Origin of the sequence: Halosimplex rarum, assembly GCF_047715405.1 — an archaeon.
GTDB lineage: Archaea > Halobacteriota > Halobacteria > Halobacteriales > Haloarculaceae > Halosimplex > Halosimplex rarum.
Genome location: NZ_CP180412.1, coordinates 2082297 through 2106808 on the forward strand (window position 1 = coordinate 2082297; position 24512 = coordinate 2106808).

Here is a 24512-nt window from a genome sequence, read left to right on the forward strand (position 1 = left end):
ACCGAGCAGCCGCCGAAAACCACCGAATCAGTACAGCCCTCCCCAGCGGGAGATCGTCAGCGACGAATTTGCTGCTGAAACATTCCTCCAATTCGAACCGACACAACTCCAGTAAGGCTTCGAGACGAAACGATGCTTCCCGTCGAGATCGCGACCGCTAGTTGGCAGGTGGTCACGGCCTGGTTCGCACAGATCCGCGACGGTGACCCCGAGAGCATCCTGCTGGCCTGGGGGCTTACCATGGTCGGCAAGATCGTATTGCCGAGATATCTACGCAGGTTCAGAGTGCGATTCAGGCTGCTGTGCGAACGATACGGACTCCGAGACGAACGGTCAGTCGAACGATCGGCTGATCCGTCAGTTGTGACGACTGAACAGCTCAAACGAGCCGAAACAGCGAATACGCAGGTTTCTGCTGCTGATCTGTGGTGGACATTCGAGACGGTCGTCCTTGTCCCCGTTATCGAAGAAATCGTCTTCCGAGGGGTCCCTGTGCTCCTGACTCGGCAAGCGACCGGTTTCGCCGAGATTGCGTTGCTGGTGTCGATCGCAGCCACCGTCGCCTGGGCGTATCTCCACGTCTACTTCGACCAAACATCATTCCTCCTCCCGCATCTCCTCTCCGGGGTGTTGTTGCTGTACCTGTGGCTCCACGGTTTGGGCTACGTTGCTATCGGGATCCACATGTTGACCAACCTGGTCTCTGTCTCCGGCCTGGTCGTCCGGCGATTCGTCAGAATCGTTCACCCGAATAAACTCGCTGCAGGTGAAGAGCACTGGGTCACCGTCAGCCCACATAGGAAGCCCTCATATGGACTCTACAAGGCGAAAACCAAGGATGGACGGCGGGTTGGCGTGACCGATGTCACCCCGGGGGAAACATGTCTGGTCCGTGTCGCGACCGCTGGTCTTAGTGCGAAGGCCTACCCGGTCCGGGAGGAGGAAGCAGAAAGGACTGACGGGACAAACTATTGATAGTTCGTCATGGACCAGATACCGGTCGGCTGTTGTCCAATCCGGGTCGTGGCTGCGCGCGCAGCGGTGTTCTCGTGAGCGCAGCGAACGAGAGCACGGAAGAGCTTGCTCTTCCGGAGCGAGCACGGAGCGGTGGGTGGGGAGGCGGGGCACGGGCGGTCAGGCTCACCCCCATTCACCGTCTGGGAGCAGAAGGGGCGGGAACCAACAGAAATACGTCCGCCTGATCAACGCACTTGCCCGGCAAGTGACCGACAGCTACTCTGGCAGTTCCTTACACCCGGTCCGAACACATTCCCAGCAGGGAAATTCGCCGATGCAGTCCGGACACTCCTCGTCGTCAGCCGCTCCTGCCTCGTCCTGTGCCGACGTCGCTTCGGGCGTGTTTGCTGCCGACGCTGGAACGTGGCCGCCGTCTGCGGCGACCGACTGCGAGCCGTCCGCGGCTGTGACCGCATCGAGAAGTGGCCGTCTGATTGCGACGGCAACACGATGTTTGCATGCGCCCTCATAGTGGTCATCTGCCGGGCACGTACACTCGATCGGAAGCCCGTCCTCGACGGTGACGAGATACTCGTGTTCGCTTGGGTTCGCGTGGCTTCCGTTGCGAATGGATACGTTCCCCGCAACGAGAGAGAACTCGAAAGCTTCGTACTGGGCACGCTTTGCAACTCGGGTCGAAAATTCCAGTTGTTCCAGTGGATGCATGGATGGCCGGAACACCCAGACATGAGCGCTCCGCCCATCGAGGCGCGGACAGACCGAACCGTTCGCGCCTACCTGATCTCGTAGGTGGCGATGGCCGACCGCCCACAGGCCGGACACGACGTCGTCGACGAGTCCACCGATTTCCCGCAGTGGCGACATTCGTGAACGCGCTCTACGGTCGGATCCAGGCCGGGGACGCGTCCACGGAACCAGACGAGCCTCATCGGTCCCACGCCTCCCGTTCGGCCTCGATCGTATCGCGATGGTCGCGGACCGTCGCCGTGCTCACGTCCGCTGCTGCGGCGAGGTCGAGTTGTGTGATGTCCACGCCGTGGTCACGGCAAGCAACCGCGAGACACGCCGCTGCGAAGCCCGCTGGATGGACGCCGATGCTTTCCTGGGCCTGCCAGGCCCGCTCGGCGAGTGCGCGAGCGTGACACTCGGTCTCCGTGGGAACGTCCATCGACGAGGCGAGACCTGGGATGAACTCCTGCGGTCGCTGTGGAGGCGCGGGGAGTCCGAGTTCGTCGTTGAGTACGTCGTAGGCGTTGGTGACGCGGTCGCGGTCGACCTGCGCGACCGACGCGACCTCACCGAGTGTCCGGGTTGCATTCGTACACCGACAGACAGCGTAGATTGCGGCCGCTGCGAATGCCTCTATCGAGCGTCCATGGAGTAAGTCCTCGTTCTACGCCGAGCGGAAGAGCGCGCTGGCCTGCTCGCGGTCGTCCTGATCGAGGTCGAGCGCGCCAGTCATGCGCGCGATCTCCGTACAGCCGTGGGCGAGGTTTCGTTCGGCTTTCGACCGCCACTTCGCGCGTGTGTGTTCGCGGCGTAAGCGACCCAGCTGCCGTCGCTTCTGTCCGGAGAGTTCGTTCCCCTGCCCGTCGATTTTGCTCCCGATCTCCGTGGAGAGCCCGCGGTCGTGACGGGCTTCAGTGAGCGGCGCGCCCGTCCGTTTCCGGTTCGTCTCGTCTTCATCGAAGATGCGTGGGCCGCGTCGATCGAGGCGACACGCCTCGACGACGAGCCCGCAGTCCGTACACCGGGTTTCGCCGCCGTCCGTGGCGAGTCGCCCGTCGCACTCGGGACACTCGTCGGCAGGGATCGTTCGACCACTCTGTTCGTCGAAGTCGCTCTCGTAGGGTTCTGTCGTCGCCATCGAAGGTCAGCGCGAGGCCTCGTTTGATGCCCCCCGCACCCCTCTCAGGGGGAGACAAAATCACACGATAGCGCACACCGGAGTTCCAGTGAATTGTCTACTGTTATTCGACGAGCGTTGGTCTACGGACGATGAGTTCTTCCTGATCGTCGACCCACTCGTCGAGTTTCGCTTCCAGATAGTCGATGGCGTCGGCGTGGGTGAACACGCCGCGGTCGAGCAGGTCGCCGGCGACATCCTTGAGCCCCCGGAACTCGCCCTGCGCGAAGCCGTCACCGACTGGCTCGCCGTCGTACCAGCGCACGGTCCGAAGCGCACCGTTGCCGACTGTGGGTGCATCCTCGACGGCCTTACAATCGAACTGTAGGCCGAACCAGTGCGTCCGGTAGGCAGTAACTCGGAAGTCGGTGTCGGCGACGTAGCACGCTTCGTGGTGTAGGTAGTCCAGATGCTCAGTGATGATCTCGTCGAGAGTGAGCCCGATCGCCCACGGTTCGACATCGATCTGTCTCGACGGGATGGCGTGAGCGTCGAGGACACGGTCGACAGTGTGGTCAGTCGTTGCTTCACGGAGTCGTCGGTGAACGTTTTGGATCGTCTCATCCGGATCGTCGCCACCGAATGGCGTTGATGCCGTAATGGCTCGTTTGAGTCGAAGGTGCTGGGCACCCCAGTGGGAGTAGTGCAGGTTGTAGGTACTGTCCGGCCGTTCGTAGGCGATGAGTGCGCGATGTCCCATTGTACTCCGCGGGAGTTTGGGAGCCCCCGCACCCCTTCCAGGGGGAAATAAACTCCCGTGCGGGACGCGATCTATGTCCGACGAGTGATCCTGCCCGATTGCACCGGTGCCATCTTCGCGATCTGCTCCTCGAATGTATACAGAACGTTCGGATCGTACGCTTCGTCGACGTGGTTGCTGTTTCAGGACCCAGATCGGCGTCTCACAGGAACGGACGAGTGCAGTCCGAGCCAGTCGCCAGCACGCAGATCGATCGGATCTGTCCGGAAATTGCTCACGAGAGCGAGCGAGTTGCGCACGATATAGGCACGGCCGTTCTCGGGCCCAGACCTGTCGTCAATGGTAATTTCATGGCCAGTCGAGGAAGACTTTTAATTGTTACCTGATTATTGGGAACTACCAGATGTACGAGGTTCTCGATGACACAGCGGCGCAAATCGTCCTCGCCATCGAGAGTGGTGACTCCATCCGTCGGGTCTCTCAAAACCTGCACACGCCGTACGAGACGGTGAGACAGGCCGTCAATCGGCTCGAAGACGCAGTTACGTTTCCTATGACGACGGCCTCAGTGTCGCCGACGAGCGCGTGAGAGACGCTGCTCGCGAGCTCGTCGCTGCCAGCGCCGGCGTCAGTCCCCCCTCCATCGAGGAGGCCTATGTCATCCCACAGTTCGGTGACTGGCGGTTCGCGTTCACACGGATCGACGCCGTCTACGTGTGGACCCAAGGTGGTTACCAAGTTGGGCGGAATCCGGATGACTATCCGCTGTTCCTCGCTGTTCGTGAGCAGGATGTCGACGCCTGGGAGGCGTTTTTCGAATCGTTCGGCCTCCCCACCGCATTCGAGCGACAGCCCCGAGAGGAGCTGGACGGGCCACTGCAGATCGTCCTCGAGCCACGCCCCTCACTCGACATTGAGCACATCGAGGGATACCCGGTGATCCCGAGGACCGAGACCCTTGAGTACATGCGCGAGAACTACACTCAGTTCCAGTCGGCGCTGGCGATGCTCGACCGGATGTACGAGGACCTCGACCTCGGCGTTAGCTACCGGGAGACGGAACGGGCGCAGACATGAGCTTCAACAACCGAAGTGACGCACTCATCGAACTGCTTGAGGAGCTGACCCCAAGAGGGACAAAGGATGTCCACTTTACGGTAGAGGGATAATTCAGTCCTGTTGTGTAAGGCGTTGAAATGGGTTATAATCCAAGCAGTGGAGTCCTGCACGTACCGGTCACACCGTCACGATAATGCGCCCCAGTTGAATTGTTTCCCTTTGAAAATGCGAAAGGCTCTACTCTGGCAACTACTAAGTCGCTAACGAATAAGATCAGGTGAATATCCCACGGACTCTTCCCAGAAAGCCGCTCTCTCCGTCGTCATTGGGGGTCTCTCTAATTTCTTCCTGAGTGTTTGTCTTGGCTTCCGTATCAGGCAGATCAACTCCGGCAGGTGGTGTCCCCAACCATCCAACGAATTCCTTTGGAGACTTGATTAACAGGTCTCGGCCACGTTTCTCTACCCGTGCAACTGTAGGAGGATCCCGCATGTAGGTGTAGGTCTCTGTCGACATCTCCTCCGGAAAGGTGACGCGCAGCGTATCTCCCCGGTCTTCAGTAGAAACATCCTCACGTTGGAGCAGATCGTACCACCTGTCTCTCCCGGAGTCATGTTCCTCGTCCGCGGGTCGCCGTGGGAACCAGTCTGGAACGGGTTCGTTGGCGTACTCGTAGATGTCGATCATGACTTCACGGGCGACCCGGAGCGCATCGTCATCGTCAGTCAGCTCAAGCTCTCGAGTGAGGAGCTCATGGGTAAACCAGAGGAAGAGGGGGTTCTCTTGATCAATAAGTCGATTTACCTCCGCCTCGCCCTTGTAACTCGTGTCGAAGTTGACGTCGAAATGGAGGATCTTCGCCCTGTTCCGGAACCACTCGTCTGGACGCTTGTCATTGCTGATGAACGCAAATAACGGATAGCTAGCTTCGGAGGTCCAGTTACCCCAGTAGTTCCGGAACGTGTCTAACCGATTGACGGTGTCTTTGGTGATGTCGTCGACGACGACGGGGAATGCCGTGTTAGCGGATCGCATTCCTCGAATCTCTCTCTTTCCTATTTCGTCGGCGTCTACTGGCTGTTTGACGCGGCCGCCACTAATGAGCGATAGTGCGAACTCGGCGAACGTCCCTTTGCCTGCGTCGGATTCTCCGTATACGTACAAGTTGGGGAGTGCTTTGTCGAGATCGATTCCGTACTGGCTGTAGAAGGCGGCGGTCCGATTGGCAAATGGTGCCCACATCATCCAAAGGAGCGCCTCAGCCATGTGTGCCTTTACAGCGTCTGGATCGTTGCAGTTCCCGTATTTATCAACCGTTTCAATGTAATCTTGGATACCTTGGAGAGCCGACGTAACTCGGTCGCGCTCATCTGGAAGTGACTGTCCGATTTGATAGACCTTCCCGTCAGCGTGGAACGTCAGGTGGTCGCCAAACTCAACGTCGTTCGGTGTCGCGTTCTGCTCGTCGGATTCGATTCGGGAAACGCGCATCGTGGGGACCTCGAATACGTCACGTTTGTACTGCTGAACGGCCCGCGGAGTAGCTGTTAACGAGTCACCGGAAAGCGACGCATCGAAATCAGTCATCTTCGCTAACGTCTCAATCGCTTCGTCGCTGTGCCCTACGAGTGAGAGATTGATGCGGGTATCCCCCGAGTCACCAGGGTCAAGTTCGGCTACTGATTCCTCGCCGTTTTTGGCTTCTTCACCCTGACTGACGTCGTCCATCGAGGCCGCCCGTTCTTCAACGGCTTCTTCAACATCCTCGCTGAGGTCGATATCGTTCCCAAGCACGAGATCGACCTTATCAGCCTCTGCCTCAACCCGTTCGTCGAGGCGTCCGTGGAGTTGTCCTACTTCGTCACGGGTTTTGACCTTGCCCTCCGTATAGAGCGTGAGGACCTCTTCACGATCGTCGTCAGTGTTGGCGATACGCTCAGTCAGATCATCGAGGAATGGACCGTTTTTGTTGTACTCGCGGTGCTCCTCGTAGAAGTTCTCCAGGTCCGACCAGAGTTTGGTGGCCGTCGACGTTTCGAATACTGCTCCTGCGTTCGCTTGTCGGGTCCACGCATTGCTGGAAAGATTTGGTGAGCCAATGATTGCGGTAGCTTCGCGGACCGGAGAGAGTTCTGTCTCCTCGGATTCCTCAGATAGCTGTTCTTCGGACGAATCTTTGGATTCCTCCTCTACCGCCGATTCTACTGTCCCAAGCGTCTGCTGATTAGCCGTTTCGTCCCCAGTTGACGAGTCTAGTGTGTCCGACTCGGCTTCTCGGCGAGAAGCGTCACTACTTGGGCCGTATTCGATGAGATATACCTTGCTGTGGACTTCTTTATTCTCACAGAGGTAGATTACGAGCTTTCCATCGCGTTTCAATTGTTCAAGTCTATCCGCGAGTTCTGGCTTATCGATGAGACGTTCTCGGTAATCGTCGATATCACCGACGACGACTTCCAGATACTCCAGCGTCTCAACTCGGTCGAATAGTTCGAGGATGAATTTCGGCGAGTCGCAGTACGTAACGACCTTCATTCTGGTCGCATCCTCGAAGTACGACGCAAAACGATTGTAGCTCTTGAACAATTCGACCCGACCGCTGTCGTCCCCTCCGAAGGGGAGTTCAAATGATTCAGTCATTTGTAGTGATCTGGTTTTGGTGAGTTGAGATATTTCGTGAAGCGGCCTACTCTACACATATGGGACTCCTTTGAGAAGTTCGCCATTCAGGAGATACCCTTTCCTCGCGTGTTCGGCACACCGGTCCGCGTAGTATGTAGTGATCGGCAGGCGGGTCGATCGACTGATCGACGCAACGTGGGCTTCCGACAGCCAATAGGCCTGCTTGGTCAGCGTGGAGAGGTCTGTCGACCCGTGTCGCTTTACGACGCGGATCGGTTGTGGAGTTCCGGGAAGCCGTTCTGGTTTGCCTGTCGTCGCTAGATAGGCGTGATCGGCGTTTTCCGACTCAAATGCAGCCCCTTTCCGTGCACTCTCGAACCGGTCGCCCGTGTAGGAGGCGATACGCGGATTCCCACTCTTTCGGATCTCGACGAGATCGAACTTTGGGATGAGATCACTGGCCTTTTCGAGTCGTTCTACGAGGGCTTCGAGATCCAGATAGAACTGGCCGTCGCGATGGATGACGACGTGGTTCGGTGTTCCCTCTTCCTCTTCGAGGTAAATGTTCAGGAGATTCTTGATGACGTCGACGATATCGTCAATCTGGAATGTCTCTCCGTTCTGCAGCGACGTCGACTGTGATGCAAGAATAGAGCCATCCCCGAGAACGACGTTTGCGCTCGCACCGACGTGCTGTTCGGTTTCAGCGTCGTAGGTGACGTCGAGTCCGATGAATACGTCGGTATCTCCGGGAACATCGTGAACTCGCCACGGTATGCCACCGCATTTTGCCACGAGTCCAGCAGCGATGTTCCCCAGGTAGTCATCCTCAGAAAGGCTGGAGACCGCGACCATCTGGGAGGGGAGTTTTTTCTGTCCGAACTGTTGTTTGAACTCTGGGTATGGGTCGTCGATATCGGTCTGCTTCTCTATCCAGCCCTCATCCGGCACAACCGCAACGACGCCGTCGAAATCAGTGGCTTGTTCGGCTACCTGGGTGTAGTCGAATTCAGAGCCGAGCGCGTACGCCTCTCGTTCGATCTTCGTTGGACTCGTCCCGTAGGCGTGGAGCTTCTTGAGGAGAAGCCTGACGAAGTCACTACTCTCGTCTTGGTAGCGCTGTGGGTAGAGGAAGAGAAGATCGAATGACGGAGGGGACTGATACACTCCGTGTCGGTCGAGTCCTTTGGCTCCATAAGATTCAGTCTTCCCGTTCTTGAATCGCAGATTTGACCGATTTGCATCAATCGAAATTTCGTCGTAGCAGACGTTGGAAGGACAGGAATCGGGTGATAGTGCTAACGACGGCGTCGTTCCGACTGACTCGATGAACGACCGAGCTATGCTGAACCGTTCGTTAGGCCGCTTTCGAGATACGGATTGGAACCGTCCGTGGAAGTCTCCGTCGAGGAGTTTCAACTGGTCTAGCGTCGGGACCACAGAGCAATACTCGAGCGCCTGGAGTCCGTCCATCGTTCCATAGTCGATCTGAGCCATGATGGGCTCACTGGCAGCGACCGTTTGTATGGTCTCCTCATTGACGTATCCACGCGTTCGGTGATACTCAGCGATGGAGGACCCCATCTCGTCGACGAATTCCTCGTAACCAGTCTCGACTAACTCCTGTACCGTTCCAGTGCCACCGTTCTCATAGACGTCTGTATCGTGCTCGACGGTGACTCCCTCGATCTCGTGACCATTTCGGACGTATTCGGCCGCAGAGAAGGTTGACTGGAGATGGTAGCTGCTGTCCACTCCGCAAATGACTGTCCCATCAGGATCTATCCAGATACGGCACTTGTATTCTCTGGAGGCTGTGAAGTCCCCGCTGTTCGCTCGGATTTCCGGCTCAAATTCAATGATAGAGTTGATCGCCTTGACGTCGTACTGACCCACTAGTGCTGCTTTCAGATCTTGCTTGACGAGTTCTCGAAGTGGCTCCCGATCATCAAATGAACGGGCTTCTAGCGTTTCTACCCCGGTATGCTCTGGCTTGACCGTATGGCCGGCCACTTCTATGGGGTTGGACACCTTGCTGACACTGTAAATCCGAAGAGGGCCGTTTGTCGTTACCGGCCCTTGCGTTTGATATCGAAACTGGGCCGCTACACGGGCGGTGAAGCCAACAATACCATTTTCGACTCCATCATCTTGTTCGTCTATTCCACCGGGGACCCGAAGTTGGTAGCTATGTACTTGGAGCTCTGGGAGCTCTCCCAGACAGTAATGTAAGAGATAGTTTCCTCTTCCGAGGGAATTAGCCGACTTTGAACTAGTCGAATCTTGGGCTTCGGCTGACTCCTCTTCTGAGAGTTGCCGGATTGCCTCGTCGGTGGCCTCAGAGGGTGTCTTATCGAGTGAGACTATGTTGAAATCCCAGGAGGGCTTGAGTTGCTTCTCTCCGTTATAAACGTCGCCTACGGCTTCCTCGAGTCGATACCAACGACCCACGTTCCATTCGTACGACGCACAGTCATTGTTGTTGAAAATCGTCAGCGAGACATTATTCCCCTCGATATCTGTCAGGAGTATCTTCCGGGCTACTGTATGGTGGTCCCACTCGTCGATCTCTACGACTCCCACCGTGATATCGATACGCTCGTCGGACCGGATGTCTTTTCGTGTATGCATCCCTCGTCCCGTAGTTCCGTCAATGCCGGCCTAGGTGATAAACCTAGTGACTAACTCCATCCCAAACTAACAAACTCGGATATACGTCCATCCCAAAGTAAATATATACGGGAGTCCATGTCGCTACAATGGCATCGAGTGTTCAGACAGCGGAGGACATCGTCTCCACTGCAAAACAGGACGAAAACAGCCTCCGAATTCCCCTCAGGATAGACAGTATAGATGAAACTGAAGACCACGACTATTGGGCACAGATAGTCCACTGCTCTGATGTAACCGGCGTTCACGTGAAGATAACCGTCTTCGAGGACTGTGAGCTCGCCGGGTACGAATTCATCGAGGGGTCCTGGTACGAATTCGATGACGTCAGGCCGGATATCTATCAAGGCACGATCGGCATTCAGGCAAAATGGGAACGGCAGATTCAGGAGCTAGAAAACTGTCCCGCGCCTTCATCACCCTCTGGTGATGGTGTCGTCAAAAAACTCGGTGACGCTGAATCCATCGCTGCCTTGGATATTGAGACCATTTCGACTGTATCGGAGAGTGACCGCGAGGCGACGAATCCCGATCATCAGGAAATCCTCTGTATCGGTTTGGGATATCGAGCGGATTGCGACTCGGAAGTCGAGACCGAGGTTCTCTTCCGAGAGGATCAGACGGAGACGGCGGAATTAGAAGCAATCGAAGCAGTTGTCGACTGGATCGAGACACGTGATATCGAGGTTATTGTGACTTTCAGTGGGGCGTGGTTCGATTTCCCCGTGCTTCTAGGGCGTGCAAAAAGAGCTGCTGTAGCTACTGGCGAGCCCGAAAGAGGAGACCGAATTCGAACAGTACTCGAATCCCACCATCATGCGGATCTCTCAGCGGCGAAGAATAGAGCTCTCGGCGCAGGATCTCTCGAGGATATGGCCAGCCATGTCGGTTCTCCTGTCCCAACGACCTGCTGGACGGATTACGAAACCGGCCTTTCACCGCGAAACTGGCGTGGTGACCAATGGCAGTTGATGCATGAGAACGGTCGAACACCGCCGTCCTACGATTTGGACGATACGGAGATCTTCAATAGCGACATCCCCTATTTCGGTGCTGCCTGGTTAGAGGCGCCTTCCGATGGATCAGATACGCGCGCGACAGAACTCTATGACTGTATAGAGGATTATACCAAAGCAGACATCCAGCCGCTATTTTCGATAGCCGACCACGAGATCACACGGGGGCAACCGGCGTTCCAGATGTCCTACGATGTGAATGGAGGATAGTTTCGTCCGGTAATATCTCATTCGTGTTTCTACTTCCAGTAGAGCTATAGCACTTAAATAGTCATGTTGGTCCATGGCATTGCCTGGCGACGAAATCGCTCCACAGACCACTGAGAACCACTTCACCGATCCCGTTGAAATCCGGGAGACAGCCTATAATATAGAGAGGTACATCCATCTGGTACCGCTCGATTGGTTCCTCGTCGTCTCGGGCGAAATCCACGCTTGGAACTACGAGCACTACGTCGATAACGAGCAACACTTCGAAAAGAGAGGTGGGCAGTACTCTATCGACAATGTCTACTTCGAATACGAGAGCGAGCCAAACCCTGATGGAACGGGCAAGCCGTTCAAAATACGAGTAATAGACCCCAACGATGACGAAATCAAATGTCACCCTCGGACCCACTATCTGCTATGGCTACTCGACTACGACGAGGAATCGTACGAAGTCGTTAGAATAGCTCCCACCGAGGAGCACGATGCCGTTCTCGTCACTATCCAAGAGCGACTTCCCCACGTTCCCCGAGAAAATTAGGATACTCTGCTCCAGAGAGTACGAACACTGTCGTGGTAGCTGCTTTAATCCGCTCTCAGAAATGCAAGTTCTAGTAACGAATCAGTCGCTGATCTTCTGCACTGTGTACTTCTCGTCTGCACAGGGGAGCTGGTTGTGAGTACACCAACGGCAGTGGTCGTCCGCCTCATATTGATTGAATGTCGTCTCGGAAATTTGCTCTATCGACTTCGTGATCGAAGAACGGACTGCTTCTAGATCAGACGCTCCGTATGATCGCGTGACTACTTTCGGCCCGACTTCACCGACGTACGCGTATCCCGCTCGGTCAACCGGTTCGTCATAGAGGTCGCGACAGGCAAGCAAATAGAGGGGAAGCTGCCGATTCGACTCAATATCACGGGTACGTTCCGTCGCTTTGTAATCTATGACCACGAGCTCGCCATCGGACGTACGATAAACGGCATCTATGAATCCGACGAGTTCGTGCCCGTCGACCTCGACCTGGAACTGCCGTTCGGCGTCGACGACTTCCCAGCGACTTATCTCGAGTTCGAAGTACCGGTCGATGCAGGCCTTCGCGGCAGGAAGGGCATCGCGGGCACGGCGTTGGCCGGCGAGTCGTTCACAAATCTCGTGCCATCCGTCGGGATCGGTCGTCTCCTTCTCGGCAGCGATCTCTGCTGTATCGTGGAAGAGTAACCCGATATCTTGCTGAGAAACTCCTTCGACCTTGCCACTGGTCTCCCTGTAATCGTCGAAAGCACCGACGACGTAGTCCAAGTAGTGTTGACGCGGACACTCCTCAAACGTCTCAAGCGACGTATAGCTGTGACGCAGTGCGGGCATCGGCGTCGACGGACCGGTGAGGACGTTGACTTCGAACGTTGGCTCTTCGATGGAGGACTCAACGTTCCCCTGTAGTGACTTTGTCGCAAGGGAGAGCACCTGTTCGCGACCCTCATCCGGCTCCAGTCGGTCGCCACTATAGGTCACGCCACCGCCTACGAACCCGACGACGTTGGTTGCCAGAGAGTCCGTCCAGTCGCTAGCCCCAGCTGGGAGACATGCGTTCAGGTCTCGCCAGAGCGGAATGTGACCACTGTCGGGTTCCCAGGGAACCGACGACGGGAGAATTTCGTCCACGGCTTCGTGCATGGATGGACCTGGCTTTTCGTCCGATTCTTCCCCTGCACTCTCCTCGTCGCCGCTCCGTCCTTGGAGTACGAGGATGTCTTCTGTACGAGTAAGCCCGACGTGGAGTACGCGCCTCGTCTCTCTCGCGTCACGGGCGACGAAGTCTTCGTCGAACGCGGCTGTTGGCCCCGTAGCGAGGGCCTCTTCTAACGCGCCGAACGTTCTCGAACTCGGTTCCCACTCATCGGCCGTGAGTCGAGGCATCAATACGACGGGGAAGTCGAGACCTTTGCTCTTGTGAACAGTCATGACGTTGACCGCATCGTCCGCCAGATCCGGCTGACTCGATGGAGTGGAACCACTCTCGTCGAGCAACGAATCGTAGTGCTGGAGCGATTCGATGAAATCTGGGGATAACGGTGGCTGGACGGCGCCAGTTCCGTACTGCTCTATGACCTCGTCAAGCCGGTCCAGGTCCCGACGTTCCTGACTGCTCAAGTACCACTCAATGTCAGTCAGGTCCTTGAGTTCTCGATAGAAATGACCGAGCGACGCAGTGTCTCGGAGTTCTAACAGCGTTTTCACGTGGTTTCGGGCCTCCCGTATGGTATCTGGTTCCTCGAACTGATTGAGAGGTACGTCGAGAAGCGCCGTGAGTAATCCATCATCGTGGTCGTTAAGCAATCGGAGATCGCGATCACAGAGGCGATACCGCATTGTCAGGACACGATTCCAGCTGACCTCGTCTGTCTCGGGACGAGCGAGGGCTTTGAGATACGCGACGACTGTGCCCACGCCGATGGACTCTGTTGCGAGGTCGCCGGATACCTGATAGGGGATTCCGGCTCGGTCGAACGACTCTAGTATAGGCGTCGCGTGGTCGTTCTTCCGTACGAGCAACGCGACATCCTCTGGGTCGTAACTCTGATCGAGGTCCTTTGCCTCACCACTGAGCAGATTCCTGACGAGAGTGACTAGCTGTTCCCCTCGCTGCTGAGCCTCCTCTGCCTCTTCGATAACGGCGACTGACGTCCCATCGTAATCGGGCTCCTCGACTCTCGTAAGCGTTTTCTCGAACTGCCGCTCGTCGACGAGTTCGAGGGCTTCGTTAGCCAGATCGAGAATTGGCTGGCGGGAACGGAAGTTCTGCAGTAGTGGTTCGTCCGTGAGGGACTCGCCATACCTGGCATCCAGTTCGGAGGTAATGTTGTCGACATTTGCCCCTCGCCACTCGTAGATGGCTTGGTCGTCGTCGCCGACGACGAAGAGTCGATCGTCGGAGACTAGCGCGGTGACGAGGTCGAACTGGAGGCGGTCCGTGTCCTGGAATTCATCGCAGAATACGTAATCCCACCGACCAGCTATCTCGTCCGCGACGTCACCTTGAAGAAGTTTCTGAGTCTCAACGACGAGTCCGTCGAAGTCGATGAGCCCCCGCTCGGTTAGTTCACGTTCGTAAGCCTCGTAGCCGGCCGTGAGGTCTCGTGCCGTCTTGCAGTCTTCCAAGAAGTCCTCCAGGTGGTCGGGCAGTTCCATCTTCAGGTCGTTTGGAATCCCACTCGGAGCGCCGCTGCTGTACCCGCCGAGGAGGTACTTCGGAAGTTTGTGGGCGTTCTCCGGGAGCGATTGCTCACCGTCCTGGTGGGCCTCGAAGGCCGCCTCTAGTGCATCACAGAGATCGACGAGACGATCAAGAAAATCTCGGAGACATCCTTCGACGCCGTCTGATTCGAGGCGTTCCCGTTCAGCGGCGATGTCTCGACTGGCGTCAGGAATCCCATCGAGCACACTACCGACGGAGCGACCGCCGAGGTGGTCACCGGCGATCGCTCCAATCCGTTCGGGTAGGCTGTCCAGTTCGTACAGCCGTTCTGCCGGCCCGAGGAAGGAGTCGACATCCGCCGGGACGATGCCGTTACGTTTCATCGATCCGATGAACGAGAGGAGTTTTGACGCAGCGCCGTCGGCGAAGGATTCAGGGCCATAGACGTTCGGCTTGACCGACCGGTACTCAATCTCGTCGAGCACGTCGAGGACGATAGCGTACTTTTCGGCGTCAGTGATGATATCGAAGTCCGGATCAACGCCGGCCTCGTAGGCGTAGTCCGTCAAGATCTCGTTGCAGATGGAGTGATAGGTGTACGCGTCAATATCATAGCCGGCCGTCCCGAGTTTTGCATTGAGCTTTTCGCGCATCGAATCGGCTGCGTTGTTCGTGAAGGTCAGCGCGAGAATTCGGTCGGGGGAAACGCCCTGTTCGTCGATGAGATTCTCGATCTTCCGCACCATCGTGAAGGTCTTCCCCGTTCCGGCGCCAGCAAGGACCCGCATTGGATACGTCTGCGATTCGATGATGGTCTGCTGTTGCTCTCTCGGAGTCTGTTCGTCTTCAGCGACGGGCAGCCAATCGGGCTGCTCCGGAGTCATCGGCTTACCCTCTCGGCGATGTACTCGGCACACGCATCACTGTAGTCACAGTCAGGACAGGCCTCGTCGTTGATCAGGTCGAACGGTTTCGGGTCATAGACATCCGACGTGATTCCATCGTGCGCCTCCTCGATCAATGACCAGATCATGTCGTTGTATTCATCGTAGATACCGGTCGTTTCACGTGGGTACCCTCGAGCAGATACCTCGTAACCGTCGGGTCGGCTGACGAACGATCCTTGGTTCATGAGTCCGTAGAAGCTGAACCGGACCGTCATCCCGTCCTCGTACAGCGTCGATTGCTTAATCCCCTCAATGTACGTCGCCGTCTGGAAGGCGTTTTTCACACGCTTCGGCTCATGGTCGTCACCGTTCCTGTGGTCTTCGAGTCTCGTTGCGGTTCCCGACGAAATGACGTCACGGAGGTTGCGCTTGTAGTCGATCAGGTGGAGCTCATCCTCTGTCTTGAGGATATTGTCCACCTTTCCGTGCAAACCCCGGCCGTTTCGCTCGAACTTGACCCATCTCTCTGTTTCGACGGAGCTTCTGGCGTGCTCGATACCATCCCCACCATTCGGATCAAAGAACGTATCCAGCGCTGCGCGATTCTCTGCCCGCTGGAACTCTTGGTGTGATTGAGACGCATAGTCGGCGGGATCGATGTGATCGGCCCAGGTCTCCTCGAAGGTAGCCATCGCCCGAGCGTGGATCTGCTTGGGTTCGTCGTCAGGTTCTGTCTCGTTACAGACGACCTCTATTGTCTCGTGATACGCGAGTCCCTGATTGAGATACAGCGTCGTCTCGTCGGGTGTTTCGACACGCTGTTCGTACTTGTGATCGTACTTCCGGGCACAGTCTGCATACGTGGCCAGCCGCGACGGCGAGAGGTAAACTACGTCACTCACGGCGGATCTCCCCCATAGCGAAGTCGACACGCGCATGAAGTGCATCTCTCAGCCTCTCTCCGCGCCGACCGCTGTTTTCGAGAAGCTCGTGAACCTCTGCGAGATCCGCCTCGAGGTCATCGAGTGCTACGGTCACGTCTTGACTGCGGCTGCGCCGAACGTCGGATAGCGCCCGATCGACGCGCGATAGAAGATACTCTTCGGCTGCTCGTTCACTTCGGATCGTCTCGTCTGGCGCCTCGGTGATCCAGGAGAGTGTCCGATAGGAGTCTGCGAGAAAGCGAGAAGCCTGTGTCCGCTCTTCCAGTGCCGTGTCCTCGTATTCGTAGAGGCAACAGTACAGTCGGTCCGTCGCGGCCGCCGCACCTGATGCCAAACGCCGTCGCGATAGTTCCGCGTAATATCGCCTAAGAGGTCGGCTTGATTCGGTTGAGTCAGTGCTGAAGGTTGCCTCGACATCGTCAGCGTCGACATTCGTCACGCCGGGATAATCTGGCATTCCAGCCACACGTTCCTGTGGAAACAGCCTCGTCAACCAGGCATCCCCAGGATACTCCTCATCGACGAGATCGAGAAGAAAGACAGCTCGGTATCGCCCATTCTTGATCGCTTCGACGTGATCGACCTGAACGCCACCGTCGCGTTCGGTGGCGCTCGTCTGATTATGCTGGGGCGCATACTCGTGTGCTCGCTCTAACATGTCCGCGAACGACTGCCAACTCGTGTCGATGAAGGCGGTGTCCTCAACGAATGACGCCATTCGGAACACGCGCTCGACGTCGCTGAACTGGGAGCGGGCATCCAGAGGATCGTTCTCGTCGACGATGCGGTGCTTCAAGTTCGAATCAGTGGCCCAACGACGAAGGGGAGCAGCAAGTCCGTTCATGGCCTCGATGTCCTCGAGGAGTCCTTGGTCTAGCGCGGAGTGATCGGCGAGAATCTCATCCCGGTGCTCTCCCCCTGACCCGAGGTAACGAGTCACCTGCAAAAGCTCTCGGACGGCAGGATCGTCGCCGAACCCTACGACAGTGGACGATTCGGTCGGCAGGCCAGAGCGTTCTAGTCCTCGGAGAGTATCTTTAAGGGCCGAACCACTGTGCTGGAGTCCGACGGCGAAGTCGTCATAGTTCCATTCTTCCGTCTCGCGGAGCCGTTCGATTTCGTCAGCGACCTGGTGGAGCTGCTCGTCCGAGGTTTCGGTGGCTAGGACGTTGACCTGACCTCGCTCAGGATCGTCGGGCACGATTCCGCGAGCCCAGTATGCAGCCGCCGCCTCGGGACGTCTGGTGATGTCTTCTCGGTCGAGTGTTTCCTCGTCGGTGAACGAGACTTGGTCGGCAAGCGACCCGGACTCCATTCGCGTTCGACGAATGCTGGCGTCCGTTTCTGCGACGCACACGAGGTCTACTCCGTCGGAAATCGTCTGAAGGTAGCGGCGGTCAGGGGGCAAGAACTCCTCGAACTCGACCGCGAGAATAGCCGAAGCGTCGACGATATCGTTTCGCTGATCGGGGTCCTCCAGGACGGATGTCGCTTCGTTGATTAGCTGACCCCGGACCATGTGGTCGTGATTGGCGAGCCACTCGTGAAACGCATCTCGTACTGAGGTTATCTCCTCTAGCTCTCGAGTCGTATCGAGGGCAGCGTTTTGCCACGTCGCGGTTTCCATGAGCCCGCCGATGTCCTCTGCAAACGACGGTTGTTGGGCGGCTCGGTGGAGGTAATCACACTCCCAGTCGTAGTCCTCGAGAAATCGGTGGACGAGTTCACGACGGAGAGTATCCGAAAGGATCGTCCGATCGTCGGTTTTGTTGACTACTTCCGTTGCCTGTACGACGAGCGATGTCACGCGAGGAACAGCGGCGCCTGGAACTACATCATCGAGGAGCGTGCGGAATGTACCCATGCTCGTCGGCGATCCGGTGAGTACGAGTAGCTCCTCGGAGTCGTACTCGTCGAGCAGTTGCTGATATCGGTCTACGACAACGTCTCTGACCATACCGCTAGCGAATGGGGTCATAATCAGTGACCCATCGAACGAGTGCTCACCAAGCACGGGATAACCTCCCGACCCGTATCGAACTCGCAAGCATTGAGGAACCAACCGATGACATAGCCAATAGCTTCGGTTGAAGGGCCAAATACATGTCCCTCGGATTCGTTTGCGATATTACTGGTGAGCGAGTCGGGACTTCAAACGGTTCATGCTTGAATTGGCTACTTCAGTATACCTACTGGTAGAACTGGATAGAACCCAATCCAAAATATATATTTATTGACTCTTTCTGGTCTAAAAGCAGAAGAAGCTGGTTACCTTATCACGCCGCAATCGGGTTTTAGTCTCATTCAATTCACGATCCGATCTAAAGGCCGCTTTCGACATCTCAGAAGCTCAAGTGAAATCATTCAATGTGTAGTTAGGATTGTGATGATGTTTCGTCTGCTCAGTCTCATCTAGTACCCCCTCCGAGACAAATTGTTTAAAATACGCCTTTGGCATTCCCTCGGCATCAGAGTGGCATTGAACACACAATGTAACGAGGTTTGAGTGTCGATGGGCAACCTCGAAACTCGTGGTGCGCTCGTATTCGCGTAGGAAACGATTGATGTGGTGGACGTTAAGGTCACGCCCAAACTCGTGCATGTGAGTATCACGTTCAAACCCGCAAATGACACACTCCTCACCGTCCCGTTGGATGATTTCTTCTCGCCGTTTCTCCCAAAGAGGCCCATAGCTTTGGCTGTCTCCCTCACCTGGACTGACGTATCGCGGTTCTTCCCCGAACTTCCGGACCGCCTCATTCCAGCCGCCGTACCGGATATTATATACTGCAGCTGAAAACGTCCCGAGTTCGTTCATCTCAGCGCCGGATGGAACGTGTCCAAGCGCTTCCTTGAGGCGATAGAACTCCTCCTTGAGTTCATCATCAGATATGTGGCTTCGTTTGGAGGGTTCCAGATCAGCCGCTCGGAGTGCTTCGTTCCATGAATCAAATCGGCCAATGTACAGAGCGGGGTCATAGTCGCTGCTGCCGACTATGTCGTTAATCGTTGGTGTTCGGCCGAGTTCGTCCGCAACCCGCTGCAGTTCCGCGACCAATGATTCATTGGAGACATCGTGGTTCCGATGGGGTTCAAACCCTGCATTACGAAGTGCCTGGTTCCACGAATCAAACTCCCGATAGTACCATTTTGACTTGATAGTACTGTGTTTCCGAATATCGAAAATCTTGGGGATCCCATCGATCGACTCTGCAATCCGTTCAATTTCGTCAAGAAGTTGCTCGCACGAGACATCTTCGAATGAGAGGGGTGTCTCGAGTCCCGCTGCTTCGAGAGCCTCAATCCACGAACCGAACCGGTCGAAATACGGAGGCGTAGAGAATTTCCCCACCTCATCCATCTCTCTTGCCTTAGGTGTCCGATCGAGCTCCGTGGCGAGATCATTCAACGCGTCAAGTAGCTCAGATTCGCCGATATTGTAGCGGTGGACTGGTTGGAATCCACATTCTTCCAAAGCATCATTCCAGGAGCCAAATCGGCGCTTATAGAGGCTAACGCTAAACCGACCGTTTTCTACGACATCTGATTGTCGCGGCGTTCGATCAAGTTCATCCGCTAATGACTCGAGTTCTGCCAGCAATTCGCTATCTGAAACATTGTGAATGTGAGTTGGCTCAAATCCCGCAGCTCGTAATGCTTCGTTCCATGACCCAAACTCCTTCGCAAACCAGTCCGGCTGGAATTCCGAATGTTCGGTAACATCCTTCCGTCGCGGTACTCTTTGGACCCGGGTTGCGAGTTCCTCTAATTCCTCACAAAGATCTTCGGCGTCGACTTCGCTCCATCGCGTCGGAACTTCAAACCCGGCCGCAATGAGAGCCTCACGCCATGATCCAAATCGGTCACTGACGATTTTGGCGGACATTTTCCCATCCGTCTGCATGTCCGTCCAGGTGGGAATCTTCCCACTGTTGGAATCTGAGAGTCGACGGAGTTCTTCGAGAAGATCTTCGTTCGTATACTGTTTCCGCTGTGCGGGGACCTCTAGTCCAGCCGCCTCGACGCCTTCACTCCATGTTCCAAACCGCCGGGTGTAGACCGCTCCACTGTACTTGCCACGGTCGTTCATTTCAGAGCGCTTGGGTGCTCGCCCGAGTTCACCTGTGAGCCGTTGCATTTCGGCTATGAGATCCTCGTCGGATATATCGTGCTTCTTATTTGGAGTGAGTCCAGCTTTCTCAATTGCTTCGTTCCAAGATCCAAAGCGCGTCTGGTACGGGCCATGAGAGTACCGGGCCGTTTCATCCATATCCGCCATCGTTGGCGTCCGGTCCAGTTCGTTGGCTAACTTCCGGAGTTCGGCAAGGAGATCCTCGTCCGAGATATTCTGTTCTCGATTCGGTTCGAGCCCGGCTTCGTTGAGGGCGTCAGTCCAAGAGCCAAACCGGAGGCTGTAGGTGCGACTACTATAATTTCCGTGCTCTCTCAGCAGTGTTGTCGTTGCTTTTCCGTATTCGTCATGGAGTCGGTGGATCTCGGAAAGCAACTCCTCCCTGCTGATTCGGTTACCCACTGTCACCCGTATTTTCTGTTTCCTATTTATTTTTAGGGCGATTCGGGAACTTCCGAGTGCCGCTCCCGAAGCTATTCACGAGTCGGACGCTCCTTGCAGCTCTGCACGCACCTTTCCGACGCGGTCTTCGACGTCGTTCTGAATGCTTCGCAGCTCTTCGTCGATCTCGTTTGCAGCCTCGCGGATGTTCGTCGTCTTCGTCCGGACCCGACTGAAGCGACCGATGGCGTCCTCGATTTCTCCAATATCGTTTTGGATAGCTTCTGGCTCAAGGTCTGCCCCCGCATCGACGTAGGATTGGACGGCACGAGCCCGCGCCCAGTTGGTGGCGATGCGAAGAAAACCAGGTTCGACGTCGTCGTCTTCGTCCGCACTCAACGCAACAGAGAGCCGGTCGTCGTCGAACTCCTGGAAGTATCCGACCTTGTCCGGCACGTACGACTCGCACTCGAAGACAATGAGCGCGTAGTCGGCGTCCCTGTTCTCGATGGCCTCGGCCAGCTCCTCCTTGATCTTCGGCTGTGAGTAGTTCGTCGCACTCTTGGCCTCGACGACGATTCGCTGACCAGTGTCACCCAGGGTGAGCACGAAGTCCCCGACCTTTCGGTCTGAACGCTCACCGAGTTGCTCACCGGTCGGTTCGACCTCGTCCGTTGTATTCCGGACGACGTCCCCGAGGATGTTACCGACGGTCTCCTCAAAGTCGTCACCTTTGAGCGTCGTCTCCTGCTTTAGTTCCTCTCGCGTCTCCTCTTCGGTTTCCTGTTCCTCGATCTTATCCCGAAGAGACCGAATCTCGTCCAGCAGTGCAGACTTCAGACGGTAAGTCGGCGTTCCCTCGTCGTCTGGGTCGAGTGCTTCCTGAATCCGTTCGCCGTCCTCACCCAACTCCTCATCGAGCCTGTCGACGAACGGCCCGTCCTCACTGAACGCGTGTTCGATGTGTTCCTGGAGCTTTCCGTCTTCTCCAAGATGCTTTTGAAAAATCTCGGGGACGTCACCATCGCTCCCGAACCGTTCCTCGACTTCGTCTTCGATACGCTCGATTTCAGCTTCGAACTCCTGGTGCATCTCACTGAACTTCCGCTCGACAAACTCCTCTTCGCGAGAGGTCTCGGCGAGCTGTAGGGTTTTTACGCCCACGTTCAGCGCATACTGGATCGCCTCTTCTCGGTCCTCAACTTCGATTTCCTCCAAGTATTCCACCACATCCGAGTTCGTGATCTCTAGCTCAGAGACCTGGACACGATCTGCCGCCAGTTCTACTTTGGGGGCCGGTTTCTGACTCATGCGCTTTCAACACATACCAATAACCTCCCACCAAATAAAACTAGTCACCGCGCTTCGCCTATTATTCAGATTGAACCATTGAGATGTGCCTAATCCACAGAACTATATTGATGGACTCACAATTCAGATACATGGAGATTACCTACCAGCACGCAAATCCGCATTCGGGGAACGAATCGTTCCTCTTGCGCATTCGCGAAAAACACGAAGCACGTACGCCGTGCATTCTCGTGGACGCTGGAGATGGCGTCGATGCCGGGGAACTAATCGGTGACGACGAGTATCTGGCAGCGATTCTCCTCACGCACGCACACGTCGACCACTACCGGTCCCTGGACGACGCCCACCGTGACCGAGCGCCGATTCTCACCTCGCCGGGAACAGCGGCGATAGTCGAGGACGTCTTCGCCGAAGGCAAACGTCACTACGGACTCAGTGAGACGGAAGCACTACTCGGACATGTCGAAGGGATCGACGGCTGGCGTGATGTCGTGGCCGGGACTGTCCGCGTCCATCCCGTTCCGGCAGGGCATGCACCCGGTGCGTGTGGATTCCTCGTGGAGGTCGGCGACGAAGATCCGTTCCACGCGCTCGTGACCGGAGACTTCACTCGTCGGGACGCCGGCGGGTATCCCGGCTTCGAGCCGGAGAACTACTTCGACATCGACGCCGTCTTCCTCACGGCGGCGACGAACGATGACTTCGAGGACGAGCTCACGGAAACCGTCGGAACGCTCGTTCAGCGAGCGAGCGAAGGATCGACGACGCTGTGTACGACGAGCGGGCTGACCGGCGTCCACCTGGCGACGCTCCTTGCGGGCGTCGAGCGGGATACCGAACGGGCCGTGCGGGTGATTCTTGCCGGCCAGGTGGCGAAACTGTACGACCGCCTCGGATACGACCACGACAACGTCGAGACCGTTCCAACGTACTCCGATCCGAAGACCTGTCTGAACGCCGGTGCCGTCACCATCGCTGGACCAGAGGTCCCGGTCGAGGGCAGTAGCGCTCGGCTCTTCCGAGAGATCGAGGACGACCCAAACGCGACGCTCGTGCAAGTTCAGGGCGGGAACACCGACGCGAAAGACAGTGGCGACGCGAAAGGGACGGTCTCCTCGACGATGTTTACGAATCACCCGTCCGAGGACGTCCTCGACGACGTCGTCGACACTATCTCGCCGATCCACGTCGTCGTCGAACATCAGCACGGCCGCGCAACTGAACGGTACAAGGACAAGTGGGACGCCTATACGTGGGCGAACGGCGACGCGACTGAACAGACACTCTTCCGAGACGGTTCCATCGTAGCCCCGCCGTGGGTCGGCGAAAAAACCCACAGTCGCGTTCGGGGACGTGAGCAGTCTCGAACAGTAGCCGCGAGCAACGACGGGCTCCTCGAACAGCTGTCGCTACCGGAAATCGGGAGACGTGACCAGATCGATCTCGCGGCCGAAGGTGTCGACGTGAAGCGCCTCCGCAAGCGGCTTCGGACAGGCCGGCCTGCCCCGGAAACCACGTCCCAGCCGACTCCGAACGCGGAGGCGAGTGGCAGTTCCGGTGGTGAACGTCGGGCGACCGTTGCCGACGGTGGACTGTACGAGACGACGGGCCCGGCCATCAGCGAACAAAAGCGCGCCCGTGTTACAGTGGACACGGGCGATGCGGACCAGTCCGAGGAACTTTTCGACACGGTCTCTACGCAGGTAGCGTTGAGCGCCGAAGCGGATACGATGAACGATAGCGCTCCCGAATCCGTTGATACGGCGCCAGAGCCAACTCCAAAAGACGACGTAAACACGGACGACGAGGACGGTACCGATGCCGTCGAGCGCTTAGAGTCTGTTACTGGGTCGAACGAATCCACTGGATCGATCGAGGCGGACGAACGCGGTGAGCCTGAGCAGACTCGGGAGGAAACAACGGAGGAACCGATAGATAACGACGGCGCTAGCGAGCAGTCTGTTTCCGGTGTTCGCTCCTCAGCGGCCATGGAAGGCGGCGCTGACGATGCCACGACCGTTGAGATAGATCCCGTCGTCGGGTCACTCGCAGCCGAGTACGCCGACGACTGCGGGACAACTATCGACGCTGTCGTCGCGGACGCCGTCGAGGAACTATTGGCTGCCGTCCTTCGTGGCGACAACGTCCACATCGAGCCAGATGCGCCGGCGACAACTATCGATGCGGATTCCGCTCTAGAGCAGGTGATCGAACAGTCAATGGCTGACGATGCAGATGTATCGACTTCTGTCAGACGGACTCTCTGTAAGGGTCTAGGCATCGACCCCGATGCTCGAACAATATCAGTCGCTGGTTTCGATACCTTCGCGCCTCTCGTAGACGCCATCGCTGAAAATGATGACTCCGCAGTCACCGATCCCGACCAGATTGTACAGGTTGCGCTCGAACATCACCTGACCGACCAATGAACCCACGGATTAACCAGTGCATTACATTACAGAAATCCACAGATTTGCGACATCAGAACGAATGATTATT

General features: G+C 56.7%; 13 protein-coding genes and 2 pseudogenes. 5 read left to right on the forward strand and 10 right to left on the reverse strand.

Features of this window, described 5'->3' with window-relative positions; genetic code table 11:
- Positions 1-132: 132 nt before the first annotated feature.
- Positions 133-975 carry a CPBP family intramembrane glutamic endopeptidase gene (locus ACMGFH_RS10195; protein ID WP_415383006.1) on the forward strand — a complete coding sequence of 281 codons (843 nt, stop codon included), beginning with the start codon at positions 133-135 and terminating at the stop codon, positions 973-975.
- Positions 976-1233: 258 nt separating this feature from the next.
- On the opposite strand, the gene ACMGFH_RS10200 is transcribed toward ACMGFH_RS10195, so the two are convergent.
- The 3 genes and pseudogenes from ACMGFH_RS10200 to ACMGFH_RS10210 all read right to left on the reverse strand — a co-directional run bounded on the left by ACMGFH_RS10200 (position 1234) and on the right by ACMGFH_RS10210 (position 3584).
- Complete coding sequence (locus tag ACMGFH_RS10200) at positions 1234-1683, reverse strand: SWIM zinc finger family protein (RefSeq protein ID WP_415383008.1); 450 nt, start codon at positions 1681-1683, stop codon at positions 1234-1236.
- Positions 1684-1903: 220 nt separating this feature from the next.
- A pseudogene (locus ACMGFH_RS10205) lies at positions 1904-2845 on the reverse strand (transcription initiation factor IIB).
- 103 nt (positions 2846-2948) lie between these two features.
- Positions 2949-3584, reverse strand: a complete 636-nt coding sequence (locus ACMGFH_RS10210; RefSeq protein WP_415383009.1) for a DUF6735 family protein — start codon at positions 3582-3584, stop codon at positions 2949-2951.
- A 403-nt stretch (positions 3585-3987) separates the two neighbouring features.
- On the opposite strand from ACMGFH_RS10210, the pseudogene ACMGFH_RS10215 reads away from it, so the two are divergent.
- Positions 3988-4661 (forward strand): annotated as a pseudogene (locus tag ACMGFH_RS10215) (RNA polymerase subunit sigma-70).
- Positions 4662-4916: 255 nt separating this feature from the next.
- Here the strand turns inward: ACMGFH_RS10215 and ACMGFH_RS10220 are convergent.
- Both ACMGFH_RS10220 and ACMGFH_RS10225 read right to left on the reverse strand, forming a co-directional pair.
- Positions 4917-7283 (reverse strand): tyrosyl-DNA phosphodiesterase, encoded by a 2367-nt coding sequence (locus ACMGFH_RS10220; protein ID WP_415383010.1) that lies wholly within the window; start codon positions 7281-7283, stop codon positions 4917-4919.
- Between the two features lie 51 nt (positions 7284-7334).
- Complete coding sequence (locus tag ACMGFH_RS10225) at positions 7335-9896, reverse strand: Piwi domain-containing protein (RefSeq protein WP_415383011.1); 2562 nt, start codon at positions 9894-9896, stop codon at positions 7335-7337.
- Positions 9897-10024: 128 nt separating this feature from the next.
- Here ACMGFH_RS10225 and ACMGFH_RS10230 point away from each other — a divergent pair, with 128 nt between their 5' ends.
- Both ACMGFH_RS10230 and ACMGFH_RS10235 read left to right on the forward strand, forming a co-directional pair.
- The gene (locus ACMGFH_RS10230; protein WP_415383012.1) at positions 10025-11161 is read left to right on the forward strand and encodes a hypothetical protein; all 1137 of its coding nucleotides are present in this window, start codon (positions 10025-10027) and stop codon (positions 11159-11161) included.
- A 73-nt stretch (positions 11162-11234) separates the two neighbouring features.
- The gene (locus tag ACMGFH_RS10235; protein ID WP_415383013.1) at positions 11235-11699 is read left to right on the forward strand and encodes a hypothetical protein; all 465 of its coding nucleotides are present in this window, start codon (positions 11235-11237) and stop codon (positions 11697-11699) included.
- Between the two features lie 81 nt (positions 11700-11780).
- Here the strand turns inward: ACMGFH_RS10235 and ACMGFH_RS10240 are convergent, their stop codons facing one another.
- From ACMGFH_RS10240 to ACMGFH_RS10260, 5 genes are all read right to left on the reverse strand, one after another.
- The gene (locus tag ACMGFH_RS10240; protein ID WP_415383014.1) at positions 11781-15242 is read right to left on the reverse strand and encodes an ATP-dependent helicase; all 3462 of its coding nucleotides are present in this window, start codon (positions 15240-15242) and stop codon (positions 11781-11783) included.
- A complete protein-coding gene (locus ACMGFH_RS10245; RefSeq protein WP_415383015.1) occupies positions 15239-16147 on the reverse strand; it encodes a PD-(D/E)XK nuclease family protein in 909 nt (302 codons plus the stop codon). The genes ACMGFH_RS10240 and ACMGFH_RS10245 overlap by 4 nt, the downstream gene beginning before the upstream one ends.
- A complete protein-coding gene (locus ACMGFH_RS10250; RefSeq protein ID WP_415383232.1) occupies positions 16140-18167 on the reverse strand; it encodes a DNA helicase UvrD in 2028 nt (675 codons plus the stop codon). The genes ACMGFH_RS10245 and ACMGFH_RS10250 overlap by 8 nt, the downstream gene beginning before the upstream one ends.
- Positions 18168-18539: 372 nt before the next feature.
- Positions 18540-20723 carry a homing endonuclease associated repeat-containing protein gene (locus ACMGFH_RS10255; RefSeq protein ID WP_415383016.1) on the reverse strand — a complete coding sequence of 728 codons (2184 nt, stop codon included), beginning with the start codon at positions 20721-20723 and terminating at the stop codon, positions 18540-18542.
- Positions 20724-20798: 75 nt separating this feature from the next.
- On the reverse strand, positions 20799-22013 hold the full coding sequence (locus ACMGFH_RS10260) for a hypothetical protein (RefSeq protein WP_415383017.1): 1215 nt from the start codon (positions 22011-22013) through the stop codon (positions 20799-20801).
- A gap of 110 nt (positions 22014-22123) precedes the next feature.
- Here ACMGFH_RS10260 and ACMGFH_RS10265 point away from each other — a divergent pair, with 110 nt between their 5' ends.
- A complete protein-coding gene (locus ACMGFH_RS10265; protein WP_415383018.1) occupies positions 22124-24442 on the forward strand; it encodes an MBL fold metallo-hydrolase in 2319 nt (772 codons plus the stop codon).
- The last annotated feature ends 70 nt before the right edge of the window (positions 24443-24512 follow it).

Coding starts and splice junctions, on each gene's coding strand:
- ACMGFH_RS10240 (WP_415383014.1), bottom strand. CDS start 15,242: ATGACTCCGGAGCAGCCCGATTGGCTGCCCGTCGCTGAAGACGAACAG.
- ACMGFH_RS10225 (WP_415383011.1), bottom strand. CDS start 9,896: ATGCATACACGAAAAGACATCCGGTCCGACGAGCGTATCGATATCACG.
- ACMGFH_RS10195 (WP_415383006.1), top strand. CDS start 133: ATGCTTCCCGTCGAGATCGCGACCGCTAGTTGGCAGGTGGTCACGGCC.
- ACMGFH_RS10230 (WP_415383012.1), top strand. CDS start 10,025: ATGGCATCGAGTGTTCAGACAGCGGAGGACATCGTCTCCACTGCAAAA.
- ACMGFH_RS10200 (WP_415383008.1), bottom strand. CDS start 1,683: ATGCATCCACTGGAACAACTGGAATTTTCGACCCGAGTTGCAAAGCGT.
- ACMGFH_RS10220 (WP_415383010.1), bottom strand. CDS start 7,283: ATGACTGAATCATTTGAACTCCCCTTCGGAGGGGACGACAGCGGTCGG.
- ACMGFH_RS10265 (WP_415383018.1), top strand. CDS start 22,124: ATGGACTCACAATTCAGATACATGGAGATTACCTACCAGCACGCAAAT.
- ACMGFH_RS10235 (WP_415383013.1), top strand. CDS start 11,235: ATGGCATTGCCTGGCGACGAAATCGCTCCACAGACCACTGAGAACCAC.
- ACMGFH_RS10250 (WP_415383232.1), bottom strand. CDS start 18,167: ATGACCCCATTCGCTAGCGGTATGGTCAGAGACGTTGTCGTAGACCGA.
- ACMGFH_RS10260 (WP_415383017.1), bottom strand. CDS start 22,013: ATGAGTCAGAAACCGGCCCCCAAAGTAGAACTGGCGGCAGATCGTGTC.
- ACMGFH_RS10210 (WP_415383009.1), bottom strand. CDS start 3,584: ATGGGACATCGCGCACTCATCGCCTACGAACGGCCGGACAGTACCTAC.